The organism is Sphingomonas beigongshangi (assembly GCF_016820445.1).
Lineage (GTDB): Bacteria > Pseudomonadota > Alphaproteobacteria > Sphingomonadales > Sphingomonadaceae > Sphingomonas > Sphingomonas beigongshangi.
On record NZ_JADHDT010000005.1, the window covers coordinates 225,231 to 236,268 of the forward strand.

The 11,038-nt window shown below is 63.9% G+C and carries 19 protein-coding genes and 1 tRNA gene; 7 read left to right on the forward strand and 13 right to left on the reverse strand.

The window, feature by feature from the left end; translation table 11 throughout:
- Positions 1-3 precede the first annotated feature (3 nt).
- Positions 4-291, forward strand: coding sequence for a type II toxin-antitoxin system RelE/ParE family toxin (locus IQ292_RS10690; RefSeq protein ID WP_203310293.1), 288 nt, complete (start codon positions 4-6; stop codon positions 289-291).
- Here IQ292_RS10690 and cmk read toward each other — a convergent pair.
- Positions 288-911, reverse strand: a complete 624-nt coding sequence (cmk, locus tag IQ292_RS10695; RefSeq protein WP_203310294.1) for a (d)CMP kinase — start codon at positions 909-911, stop codon at positions 288-290. The genes IQ292_RS10690 and cmk overlap by 4 nt on opposite strands.
- Positions 908-2,260, reverse strand: a complete 1,353-nt coding sequence (gene aroA / locus IQ292_RS10700; RefSeq protein WP_203310295.1) for a 3-phosphoshikimate 1-carboxyvinyltransferase — start codon at positions 2,258-2,260, stop codon at positions 908-910. The genes cmk and aroA overlap by 4 nt, the downstream gene beginning before the upstream one ends.
- A 129-nt stretch (positions 2,261-2,389) precedes the next feature.
- On the opposite strand from aroA, the gene IQ292_RS10705 reads away from it, so the two are divergent.
- The 3 genes from IQ292_RS10705 to IQ292_RS17805 all read left to right on the forward strand — a co-directional run bounded on the left by IQ292_RS10705 (position 2,390) and on the right by IQ292_RS17805 (position 3,810).
- Complete coding sequence (locus IQ292_RS10705) at positions 2,390-2,713, forward strand: TIGR02300 family protein (protein WP_115378913.1); 324 nt, start codon at positions 2,390-2,392, stop codon at positions 2,711-2,713.
- Positions 2,714-2,837: 124 nt separating this feature from the next.
- Positions 2,838-2,913: transfer RNA gene (locus IQ292_RS10710), tRNA-Ala, on the forward strand.
- A gap of 198 nt (positions 2,914-3,111) precedes the next feature.
- Positions 3,112-3,810, forward strand: coding sequence for a helix-turn-helix domain-containing protein (locus tag IQ292_RS17805; protein WP_203310296.1), 699 nt, complete (start codon positions 3,112-3,114; stop codon positions 3,808-3,810).
- Positions 3,811-3,821: 11 nt separating this feature from the next.
- On the opposite strand, the gene IQ292_RS10720 is transcribed toward IQ292_RS17805, so the two are convergent.
- Positions 3,822-4,151, reverse strand: a complete 330-nt coding sequence (locus tag IQ292_RS10720; protein ID WP_203310297.1) for a DUF7673 family protein — start codon at positions 4,149-4,151, stop codon at positions 3,822-3,824.
- Between the two features lie 34 nt (positions 4,152-4,185).
- Positions 4,186-4,929, reverse strand: a complete 744-nt coding sequence (locus IQ292_RS10725) for a TIGR02391 family protein (protein ID WP_203310298.1) — start codon at positions 4,927-4,929, stop codon at positions 4,186-4,188.
- Positions 4,930-5,399: 470 nt separating this feature from the next.
- On the opposite strand from IQ292_RS10725, the gene IQ292_RS10730 reads away from it, so the two are divergent.
- Positions 5,400-5,600, forward strand: coding sequence for a hypothetical protein (locus IQ292_RS10730; protein ID WP_203310299.1), 201 nt, complete (start codon positions 5,400-5,402; stop codon positions 5,598-5,600).
- Between the two features lie 37 nt (positions 5,601-5,637).
- The gene (locus tag IQ292_RS10735) at positions 5,638-6,282 is read left to right on the forward strand and encodes a hypothetical protein (RefSeq protein WP_203310300.1); all 645 of its coding nucleotides are present in this window, start codon (positions 5,638-5,640) and stop codon (positions 6,280-6,282) included.
- Positions 6,283-6,302: 20 nt separating this feature from the next.
- Here IQ292_RS10735 and IQ292_RS10740 read toward each other — a convergent pair whose 3' ends face one another.
- From IQ292_RS10740 to IQ292_RS10770, 7 genes are all read right to left on the reverse strand, one after another.
- Positions 6,303-6,707, reverse strand: coding sequence for a hypothetical protein (locus IQ292_RS10740; protein ID WP_238940993.1), 405 nt, complete (start codon positions 6,705-6,707; stop codon positions 6,303-6,305).
- 175 nt (positions 6,708-6,882) lie between these two features.
- On the reverse strand, positions 6,883-7,296 hold the full coding sequence (locus tag IQ292_RS10745) for a hypothetical protein (protein WP_203310301.1): 414 nt from the start codon (positions 7,294-7,296) through the stop codon (positions 6,883-6,885).
- Positions 7,293-7,523: a hypothetical protein gene (locus IQ292_RS10750; protein ID WP_203310302.1), complete on the reverse strand. Its 231-nt coding sequence runs from the start codon at positions 7,521-7,523 to the stop codon at positions 7,293-7,295. Before IQ292_RS10750 ends, IQ292_RS10745 begins: the two co-directional genes overlap by 4 nt.
- A gap of 1 nt (position 7,524) precedes the next feature.
- The gene (locus IQ292_RS10755) at positions 7,525-7,818 is read right to left on the reverse strand and encodes a hypothetical protein (protein ID WP_203310303.1); all 294 of its coding nucleotides are present in this window, start codon (positions 7,816-7,818) and stop codon (positions 7,525-7,527) included.
- 3 nt (positions 7,819-7,821) lie between these two features.
- Positions 7,822-8,064, reverse strand: coding sequence for a hypothetical protein (locus IQ292_RS10760; RefSeq protein ID WP_203310304.1), 243 nt, complete (start codon positions 8,062-8,064; stop codon positions 7,822-7,824).
- A 3-nt stretch (positions 8,065-8,067) separates the two neighbouring features.
- Positions 8,068-8,613 carry a hypothetical protein gene (locus tag IQ292_RS10765; protein WP_203310305.1) on the reverse strand — a complete coding sequence of 182 codons (546 nt, stop codon included), beginning with the start codon at positions 8,611-8,613 and terminating at the stop codon, positions 8,068-8,070.
- Between the two features lie 3 nt (positions 8,614-8,616).
- Positions 8,617-9,003: a hypothetical protein gene (locus IQ292_RS10770; protein ID WP_203310306.1), complete on the reverse strand. Its 387-nt coding sequence runs from the start codon at positions 9,001-9,003 to the stop codon at positions 8,617-8,619.
- Positions 9,004-9,138: 135 nt separating this feature from the next.
- Here IQ292_RS10770 and IQ292_RS10775 point away from each other — a divergent pair, with 135 nt between their 5' ends.
- Complete coding sequence (locus IQ292_RS10775) at positions 9,139-9,384, forward strand: helix-turn-helix domain-containing protein (RefSeq protein ID WP_238940994.1); 246 nt, start codon at positions 9,139-9,141, stop codon at positions 9,382-9,384.
- 421 nt (positions 9,385-9,805) lie between these two features.
- Here the strand turns inward: IQ292_RS10775 and IQ292_RS10780 are convergent, their stop codons facing one another.
- The gene (locus tag IQ292_RS10780; RefSeq protein WP_203310307.1) at positions 9,806-10,054 is read right to left on the reverse strand and encodes a hypothetical protein; all 249 of its coding nucleotides are present in this window, start codon (positions 10,052-10,054) and stop codon (positions 9,806-9,808) included.
- 146 nt (positions 10,055-10,200) lie between these two features.
- Complete coding sequence (locus IQ292_RS10785) at positions 10,201-10,428, reverse strand: hypothetical protein (protein WP_203310308.1); 228 nt, start codon at positions 10,426-10,428, stop codon at positions 10,201-10,203.
- Positions 10,429-11,038: the final 610 nt, after the last annotated feature.

Consider the following 11,038-nt stretch of genomic DNA (forward strand, 5'->3'; position numbering starts at 1 on the left):
CGAGTGGCAAGGTTCGGTCTCAGTCGTCGCGCGACAGCGGACCTCGACGCCATTTACTGGGGCGGCGCCGATCGGTTCGGCCTGGACCAGAGCGAGCATTATGTCGCAGGGCTGCTCGATACGCTGGCCTTCCTCGCAGATTTTCCGAATGCTGCGCGGCTACGCCTCGAACTCGATCCGCCGCTTCGCGCGCATCCCTATCGCTCACACTTGATCGTGTACGAGGCGGTGGCCGACGGCATCACGGTCCTTCGCATCCCCCACGCCCGGAGCGACTGGGCGACCGACTAGCCCGCCCGGGCGGCCTCGACGATTTCGACGGCCCGCTGCACGCTCGCCTCGATCGACAGGAAGCTGGTGTCGAGCGTCACCGCATCCGGCGCCTGGACCAGCGGCGCTGCAGACCGGCCGCTGTCGCGCGCGTCGCGCGCGCGGATGTCGGCGAGCACCTTGTCGAAGCTGACCGTCGATCCGTGCATCTTCAGTTCCGCATGGCGCCGCTGCGCGCGCACCTGCGGCGTCGCCTTTACGAACAATTTGGCGGTCGCGTCCGGCGCGATCACCGTGCCGATGTCGCGCCCGTCCAGCACCGCGCCGCCTTCCTGGTGCGCGAACCGTTTCTGTCGCTGGAGCAGCGCCGCGCGCACCAATGGATGCGCGGAGACGACGGAGGCGAGCTGGCCGATCTCGTCGGTCCGCAGCGCCGGATCGGCCAGCGTCAGATCGTCGAAGCCGCAGGCGGCGACCGCGTCCGCCTCCTTTTCCGCATCGAGGTCGAGCCGTCGCACCGTCAGCGCGACCGCGCGATAGAGCAGGCCGGTGTCGAGATGCGGCAGCTTGTAGTGCCGCGCGAGCGCCTTGGCGATCGTGCCCTTGCCGCTCGCGGCGGGACCGTCGACGGCGATGATCATCGGTTGATCCACCGCGGCGCGGCGCCCAGGCGCGACGCCGTGTCGACGAACAACGGATAGCTGGTGGCGATCGGCGCGGCGTCGTCGATCAGGACGTCGCCATTGCTGTGCATGCCCGCGACTGCCATGCTCATCGCGATCCGGTGGTCGAGCAGCGACGCGATGCGCGCGCCGCCGGTGCCCTTCAGGGGCTCGCCGTCGCGGCCCTCGATCGACAGGCCGTCCTCATGCTCGGTGACCGTCACGCCCGCCAGCCCGAGCGCCGCCGCCATCGCCGCGATCCGGTCCGACTCCTTGACGCGCAGTTCATGGGCGCCCCGCGCCACCGTCGTCCCCTGGGCGAAGGCGGCGGCGACGAACAATATCGGATATTCGTCGATCATGCTGGGGGCGAGTGCCGCCGGCACCTCGATCGCGGAAAGCGGCGCATGGCGGACGCGCAGGTCGGCGACCGCCTCTCCGCCGACGTCGCGTGCATCGACGGCGTCGATCGACGCGCCCATCATGCGCAGCGCGGTGACGAGCCCGGTCCGTGTCGGATTCATCAGCACGTTGCGGATCGTCACGTCGGACCCGGGGACCACCGAAGCGGCGACCATCCAGAAGCCCGCCGACGAGGGGTCGCCGGGCACCTCGATGTCCTGCGGCTTCAGTTCCGCCTCGCCGGTGATCGATATCAGCCGCCCCTCGGGCGTCTCCTCGACCGTCAGTTCGGCGCCGAAGCCGCGCAGCATGCGCTCGCTATGGTCGCGCGTCGGCACCGGTTCGATCACGCGGGTGATGCCGGGCGTGTTGAGGCCGGCGAGCAGAATCGCCGACTTTACCTGCGCGGAGGCGACGGGAAGCGTGTAGGTGATCGGCACTGCGGGGCACAGGCCGCGCATCGTCAGGGGCAGGCGATCCCCAGGGCTGGTGGTGAAGTCGGCGCCCATCCTGGCTAGCGGCTCGGTGACGCGCGCCATCGGACGCTTTGACAGGCTGGCGTCGCCGACGAAGGTCGCGGTAATCGGATGACTGGCGACCAGTCCCATCAGCAGTCGCGTGGACGTGCCGGAATTGCCCATGTCGAGGGCGGTCTGTGGCTGCAGCAGGCCGCCGACGCCGACGCCATGCACCGTCCACGTCCCGTCGTCGCCGCGCGCGATGTCGGCGCCCATCGCGCGCATTGCAGCGGCGGTGGCGAGCACGTCCTCGCCCTCCAGCAGCCCCCGGATGCGGCTTTCGCCGACGGCGAGGCCGGCGAACATCAGCGACCGATGGCTGATCGATTTGTCCCCGGGCACGGTGATGGAGCCGCGCAATGGTCCGGTCGCGGCGATCGAAAGGGGGCGGGCGGGGGCGTTCGACATGGCTGGCCGCGGGCTTTGACAGTCCCCTTGCGCTATGGCAAGGCGCCCCCAAAGTAACTGGCCACGAAACGGGCGAGGGGGCCACCTTCGGCCGCGACGACCCATTTTTCCGAAAGGCACACTGGCGGCATGATCAAGCCGGAATGGGGCACGAAGCGTACGTGCCCGAAATGCGCCACGCGCTTCTACGACCTCGAAAAGGACGATCCCGTGACCTGCATCAACTGCAATACGCAGTGGGTGCCGGAACCGATCCTCAAGTCCAAGCAGCCGCTGCCGTTCGAGCAGGTCAAGCCGGAAGGCAAGGAGGCCGATTCCGATCTGGAGGGCGGCGACGAGGACCTGGAGGCGCTGAGCGCCGAGGACGAGGAGCCGTCGGCGGACGACGAGGTCGATCTGGGCGGCGACGACGATCTGGGCGTCGAGACGTCCAACGAGGACGACGAGCATTGATGCGCGTCCCGTCGCGCCTCGCGCGCGGCGGGAAGCAACCACGCGAAAAAAGGTGTGGCCGGCGGTGAAAACACCGCTTGCCATACTCCGGCGCCCCCGCTAGTGGGGCGCCTCCCGGACGGATGGGGCCGTAGCTCAGCTGGGAGAGCGTCGCAATGGCATTGCGAAGGTCAGGGGTTCGATCCCCCTCGGCTCCACCATTCGTCCTTAGCTAACGTGTTGAGTTAGCTGCAAAATCTCCCATCTTGCGATAATTGCGTCCCTCATTGTGTCCCACACTGCACTTTGCATGCTGGTGGACATCAGTGAACGTCGGCGACGTTCAGATGGCAGGCGGTAGGCATATCTTCACCGTTGCGGCTGCAGGCGTGGCGATCTGACAATGCCACTGAGGTCACGTGACCGCTCACCGCCCTATTTCACCATCCGCCGCTATCCAGATTCTCGACGCGGCTAGCGTCGGCGTAGGGCGGGAACAGCTATTAGCGGATCTGGCGATGGCCGGGGTGGTGAAGGGCTATGCCCGTCTTATCGAGACGGATGTTCCTGGCGCCCCCCGCCACGAGGTGCGCGATAGTCGCATTGATCGATCGATCTGGCGCCGCATCGTTGCCGAGAACAAGACGGCTGATGTCTTTGGAGCAGGGTCAGTGCATCTAGAGGGCCCCGTTGCTGGCCAGCGCATAAGCGTCATCGGCGTGAGGTTTGATCAGGCGTCGGTCGCCAGTGCGGCTCAGGACCATAGCCAAGTACCCCCAGCGCCGCTTCCGGCAGCGCCAGCGAAGGCGGTGAGGGGGGCGAAGGCAACGAAGAAGCCGGCCCCTAAGCCTGAACAGGCATCTCTCCCGCTAGATGAGGATAGCGGCTTGGATGTGGTCGCGATTGACGCCGTGCCGGAGGCGCCGATCCCCAAGCCTGCAGCGCGTCCAGTGCTCGCCCCAAACACCGTTGCCTTATCCAAGGATGAGACGGCCGCCGTCTTGGGCGTGTCGTTGGGCACCGTGAATAACATGATCAGGCGCGGTGAGCTGGTCGTGAAGAAGATTGGCAGGCGGGTGTTGGTGCAGGCGGATAGCGTCAGGGCGTTGATGTCCTGACCGCTTCAGGGTCAGGCGCCGCCGCGGCCTTTCCAATTCCACTTGTCGATGAGCTCGCCCATCTCCTTTTCGCGGCCCCATGCGTCTGCGTAACACACGCCGGTTTGCGCGAGATAGGCGATGATGATCAGTATGTCCTCGCCGATCTCTGCGTCGACGTTGGCGATGTCGATCATTGCCCACTGCCCGTCATCTCCGTCCCACCAGGAGAGCAGGAACGAGGCGACGCGACGCGCGCCGCCGGTGTCGCTTTGAGCGGCAGCAATCAGACGGTCTAGCGCCTCGCCGGCTTCTTCGAATTGAATGGCACGGATGGGAGGGCGCTGGACGATGAATGTCATCCCCGTTGTCTAGCAGGACGGCATTTAGACCCGCTTAACCGCGCGTCGGTCGCCGCCGATGACGCTGCTCGACGACACGCAGCAGATGGCTCGCCAAGACCAGAAGTTCGCCAGCCTCCGCGACGTCCTCCCGACCGACGTGCCGGTGACTATTAGGGTTTTTGTAAGACCCGATCGCTCCCGCGAACAACGCGCTGGTCGCCTCGCGCTCCCCGTCGTCTACGCTCCGGTCTGTCAGGGGGCCTGTGTCTTTGTGGAAGGCCCGCCGCACCATCGGGACGCCATGGTCGTGTTGCTCGAACTCGGCGGCGTCCCGAACAGCAATCTCAACCTCCCGGAATGCCTCGAATATGGCGGTGTCGAATCTTCCCCGACTGAAACTAGGCCAAGCTTCCCGCTCAATTCGGGGGTGCAGCAGCGATCGTGGAAACGAGCTGGCACCTCGGTAAACTTCGAAGTCCGCCGGGGTCGTGATCTTCTTGGCCCTGCGACTCAGCACCTGCCAGTGCGGATCGGTGGGCTTGGTGATCAACAGGCACTCGCGCTCCAGCCAGGCCCATGCCTCCGCCAAAATAGGCGGCAGCTCCCGCGCCACTTGAAGATCGAAGATTTGTGGTGTGCTGCTGCTGATCGCGAGCATCGTGTTGTGCCGGCTGACTTGCGTATGGCCGCTGCGCTGGATCGCCGCGAGCAGAATACCGGCTAGTTCTTCAGCCTCCATCTCCAGAAGGTCGGTCGGCTGGGGGACGAGGTCGCGGAGGTGAACGATGGGGTCCATATGGCTCCGGTAGCATGGCACAACGAAATAGGCGTCGTGAACCGTAGCTTATCGGCGGGGCGGCTCGCGTTCCGCGGCCTGATGCCGCCGAATCTCGGGCCTATCTTCGCTGTGACACGCGCCCACAATCGAGGTATGATTCGCAAGCGTCCAATCGATGATGCTGGCGTTGCGTGAGGGTGGGCGTTAGGGTCGGTTTGGTCCGTTGCTTCCATCGTTCGTTAGCATGTATGCCATGCGTTTCGTCCCATCCTTCATGCAAACTGGTTATTGCGCTCGCTTTAAATTTGCCGCAATGAGCCCATATGATCCTCTGAGAGACGATAGATCGCGAACTTTCCGGTTTGTTAATCGTTCAGGTGCAGCATCAGACAGGTAGAAGGCGGCGTCGTCGAGGGCGCCCCCTTGGAGTGGGTATGGCCAATACAACTTTAGGTGACTCGGTGGCTCAGGCAGAAGGAGGCATCACGATGAATACGCAGCTCGATCGCGCGATCTCGTTGCTGTTCCCCCAGCAGGGGCGACAGGCTCTGGACGTCAAGTTTTTCTTCCAGGGCGACGCGACCGAGGAAGCGTTGGCCGAGCAAATTCTCGTTTGCATGGCATCGCTTGATGATGACTCGCTAACGATCACCAACGTCGACCAAGGCTTGACGCTGTTAGCAGCTTAAGTTAGCTGGCGCCCCTCATTTTGATGGGCGCCAGCAATTGCAGTTTCATGATTTTTTCCGGTGTCTTGAAGCTAAAGCGCCGCAGACTCGTGTCGAAGTTGAATTACTCCGCGAGTTGATCAATCTTCATCATACGGGCGTTGGATCTGTTAAGATCAGGTATTTTCCTGATTTTGATGGCGCGCAACTTGGCAACTTCATCTGGTTGGATGAAGATAGGACCAGCCCTCATGAAGAACCATACAACGATGCGTTGATTTTCGTGAATAGTAAGTTTGCGCCTGACCGGGCTATGCGCCGGATTGTGGCGGCAAAAGAGCTGATGCACGTCTTTGATGCTCCTGGACAGCGAGCAAGCGATCCCGCTTTGGTGAGGAAGCTTATCCAAGAGATAAATTCGAAGCCTCTAAGCGAGGATTCGTCAGAACCGTACAAGGCTGATCGATTCGCGCTTTGGAAGGCGACGATCGCGCTTGTGCCGCCGTGGATTCGCGATGAGTTTATCGATCAATGGCGCGCTGGCACGGTGAAGGCTCACGAGTTGGTCGCGCGTTGGTGGCTGCCGGAAAGTGTCGTCTCGGCAGCCATGGGGGCATATTACCCCATTGCGATGGAAAAGGTGATGAAGCCGGTGACGAAGGTCGTCATCGAAGCGCCGGAAAACGATCCTAATCTCGGATGACAAAAATCCGGATAGGTTGATCAACTGACGAACATCGCCTCGACGATCGCCTGCATCAGAACGCCCCGAGGCACCGGAACGCTGACCGACGTGTAGCCCTGATTCTCGGCACGGCGCTGGCCATACAGGCCGATCCACGACCGCCCATGCTGGCGCCAGGCACGCTGTAGCGCCGGGACCGGTAGCAGGACACACGTGGCTGCGGGCGCATGGGCATAGGCGATGAAGTCGCATGCCAGCGGCTTCTGCACCCACCCGGGCGATTGCCGCGTCTCGTCCGACCAGCGCTCCAGTAGCACATCAGGCCAGTCCTGCGTCCGGATCTTCTCGTCGACGGTGTAGGTCCGGCCGCAGGACAGCGTCAGCAGACGATCGATACCGCCGCGCTGTGCCCAACCGTCGTGCTTGACGGCCACCGCGGACATCAGCGTCGGGAATGCGCGCCTGTATATCGGCAGCCACCAGTCGGGGCCGTATTGCTCCGCGAGGTCGTGGCTATCCTGAAACCGATGAACACGGCCAAAGCCCGCCGCTCGCGATCTGCGGGCGACGGGCTGGTGCTTCAGCGGCCGAGGCGATGCCGGCTGCCATGATGCGAGGCTATTCGTGGGGTGTCTCCTGCTTGTAGCGGTAGCCGCCGAACCGGTCCTTGAGCGGGCCGGCGGATTGATCGTCGCCGTAGATCGGGATGTAACCGCGACCGGGGTCATCGTCGGCGGCGCCCCAGAGGACTTGGCCGCTCCGCATTATTGGGCCGCAGCCGTCGTCGCCGGTGATGTCTATGTCGACTTCCGGCTCGAGGTCAGGGTCGCCGTCGATCTCGTCCATTCGATCGATCAGCCGCTCGGTGAGGCGGGCTAGCTCGGCGCGGGGCAGCGATGGTATGGCCGCCAGCAACTGGCCCAGCGTCACTGCATCATCCCGCCGCGCCCACTCCCGGCGCCGGCGGCGTGGCCAGGGCGAGCCAGTACGATGCTGACCGGGGCGGGCGGGGTGCATCAGGCCCATGATCATGCCTCCCCGTTCTGCCGACGCTCGATCGTGACGCGCAGCGCCTCGGCGCGATCAGGATGCCCGACAATCTGAGCCATCAGCGGCGTCAGCTCGTCCGCGGGACAATGCTCGACCACCAGCCACAGCTTGCGCCCGGAGGCGAGGGCATAGCCGCCACCGATCTGGACGAGGTTGTGCAGCCAAGCGGTGGGGTTGAACGGTCGCGAGTCGATCGGGTTCGTTGCCATCTCAGCGGCCCTCCGCGGCGAGGATGCGGCGCGCATGGATCAGCAGCCGCTCGGCATTGTCCCCGTCGATGTTGCAGGCGCCACCGTCACACATGTGATCGAGCAGGCGAACGAACTCCGCCCAGGTGTTCGGCACGGCATGATCGGCGACGCGGAGCGCCTCAAACAGCTTAGCCGTCTCGGCTTCGAAGGCGGCGGGGTCGACGCTCTCCAGGTTTGCTGGCAGGCTGGTGAAATGATCGCGGGCGGCTTCGTTGGCCGACATCGCGGCGGCGAAGGTGGTCGTGTCCGACATCGGTCAGCCCTCCGCCAGCACGGCCGAAGCCGCGGCATCCATTGCGTCTACCTGCTGCTGAAGCCTCCGCAGGTGCTCCCCCAGCATCGACAGCAGGAAGCAGCCGTGATTGTGGTGATCCTTCGCAATTGCGCCCTCCGGCAGCATGCGGAACAGCTCGGCGCCCTCGATGGCGGACAGCGTGGCGGCGGCGCAGGACACGCCCTCCTGAAGAAGGTTTAGCTGCGCTATGGTGTGGTCGGCCATGGATCAGCCCTCCTTCGCGACGCGGGCGAAGGCGAAGACGCCGTCGATCATGCGCTGCCCGGCGAGCTTCAGCATCGCCTGCAAGGCCTTTGCGGCGCCAAGTGCTTCTTCCTGGCTGTAGAGGCGCAAGTTGGCCGGAAGCTGGTCGGTATAGGCGTCGCCGATCCGCAGCGGCTCCGGCAGGCCGATGATCTTGGTGCCGTCAGGCTGGACGATCAGGCTGCCGCCCAGATCGTGCCACTGGCTGACCCATGCCATGATGGTTCCCGGCTCCGTCGCGAGGTGATGGGCGTCGAGCAGCAGCTGGCGGACGTGCGCCAGCGGCATGACGCCGAAGTCGTCGTAGCGCCGGATCAGCGCGTCGATCTTGTCCGCCATGGCGGCGGCGGTCCTCGGCCGCCTCTCGACAAGCTGCGTCAGCGTTTCCTGCGAGGCGTTGGTGAGGCGGTTGATCTCCCGCTCGTCGTCGGCGCCGTCGAGCGCGGTGATCTCGCGCCGATAGCGGGTCAGCAGCGTCGAGAAGACGTTGGACAGGCTGATGGCGTTCATCGTTCAGCCCTCCATTTTCACGGCGTAGACGTCAGCGGCGGCGGCGTCGATCGCGTCGTTGACGCTGATCGAGCGGCACCAGGCATCGAACTGCGGATAAGCGGCTTCGCCGTGGGCGTGGTACGCATCGAGCGCACGCTGACCGTACGCGTCGCGGATCGCCGACAGCGCTTCGGCACGATAGCCGGTGTAGCGGAACGCCTCACCTTCGCCGTAAGCGTGGAAGGCCTTTGACCATTCGCCAGCCGGCGGATGGGAAGCGCAGGACGCGAGTAGCATCTTGGCGCGGGCATCATCGGTCCAGCAAGCGGTGTTGTCGTTCGCGAGGAACGTGGTCGCAAGCGGGCTGGCGATTGCCAGCGCAGTAGTGATAAGAGCAGCGGTAGCCATGACAGATCCTTCCATGATCGGTTGTGGTCAGGCTGGGTTTGGAGGGCCTAATCTCCGTACCCAGCCGCTTGGTGATCGCTTTCATATCACCACGAACGTTGGCGAACAAGTGCGAACTGATATAATTGCGATCAGATGATGAACGTTGAGCAATGCCGAGCCGCAAGGGCATTGCTGAATTGGTCGGCGCAGGAGTTGGCGCAGCATGCCGGCATCGGTGTGGCGACGGTCCGCCGGTTTGAGAGCGGCAGCGCCGTAGCCCCTACATCCGTAGAAAGCATGGCCCGCTGCCTGACGATCGCCGGTATCACCTTTATCGGCGCCGGGGAGGCGTCGGCGGGCGGCGGAGAAGGTGTGCGATTCACCCCGACCAGCGGCTGATGACGTCAACCAGCTTACGCTGCCTGGTGCGCTAGGGTGACACTCCGCTGCAGTGTCTTTTTGTGGCCTCCAAGTTCGTCGGTAACGACGCAGGGTCGGCAGGTTACAGGGCGGCCACGCTAAAACGGATTGCCCATCACGTCGCCACGAAGCCTCGGTGGAGGGACGTGCGGACTCAGCTTAACTCGGGGTGGTGAGCTTGCATCTGCCACCGCCTCCATCCGTCGGTCCGCGTTTTCCGAGTCAAAGCACGAGTTGCTATCGCATTCCGCGGACCCACAAACACTGGCCGCCCCCAACAACGGCCTGAACCCTTACAGCCGCCCGCCCTAACCGGCGTGGTTGCGCGAGCGGCAAGAGCCACGCGGCTGATCGATCACGCTAGCAACTTAAACCAAGAGGATCAGGCGTGAGACCGCGATCAGTTCCCGCGACGCTGACGATCCATTGCGTCGCTAGCAGCACTGCTGCTCGCGTTATCAATCTGCGCCCATTCCTCCGACGTGTGGCATATCATCTGGGCCATTCGTGTCCCGGTATTGGGGTCGCGCCGGCAGACCTGCTTGGCCTTCGCAGGCTTGGCCGGCTTCTCATTTGCCGGCTGCAACTGCTGCGCCAATGCAGCCCCCGGCAGGAGAACGGTGGCGAGGGCAAGAGCAGCGAGCTTCATTAGGCAATCCTTCTGGAGATTCGACTCAAGCCTAGCAGCATTCCGCTTGCGCTTGGAAGAGAAGGCAAGGCTCGAATCGTGGAGCGCACAGCACGCTTGGATGCCCCTGCCCGCAACTTTTATCTCAAGGCGGGGCAGCGATGAGGCTAAGCACCCTCTTCGACAGCGATCCGCTCAATTTCAACGGCCGACAGGCGCTTGCCGTCAGTCAATTCCGCGAAGAAGCAGTCTCGCCCGTCGTCCGGCTCATTCCGCAAATATCGAGCGCATTCTAACAACGTGCCTTCCATAGTGCTTTCCTGCTGCGGCTTACCGTCAGCACCGTCCGGCAGGCGGCGGTAAAGCGTCGCGCGATCGTGCAGCAGTCCGGGCATCTGGTCGTCTCCGTGAAGCCATCGCTCAACGGATCAAACTGGTGGAAGTGTCCTACGTTCGCGAACCGGTCAGCGGCCGGCGCGAAGCTCATAGGCGATGACACCGAGGTTCGCTGCGATGAAAACGGACATGCTCATGTAGAAGGCCATCGGTCGTCTCCCGCGTGTGCCGGCGATGCGGCTGGTCGTCGCAGGTTTTGATGGCACTGCTAAGGTTTACGGCTGGTGAGCATTGCACTCCTCATCCGCGAACTTGCGGCAGCCGGTGCTCCGCCTGAGGTAATTGCCATTGCTGTCTAAGCGTAGGCCAGTGGCTCCTGCGAGTTGCTGGCGTCGCGGGGGCGGATAGCTGGCCATTCCTGCGCATTTTCCTGACCGTGATCGCCGGATGGATTATCGCAGAGCGTCACATCTAGACTGCCTTTGGCCTTACGGGCGGGTGGCAGCTTTCCCCCGAAGCGGACGTTCCGCTTTCGCCCAGGAGCGGACATTCCGCTTCCGCCCAAGCCCGGACGCTGAGGCGAACCATCGCTGTTCCCGAGAGCCGCCATACGTTCAGCCTAACCATTCCCGGTTCCCCCTCCTCGAAGGCCAATTTCGGGAAAGAGCA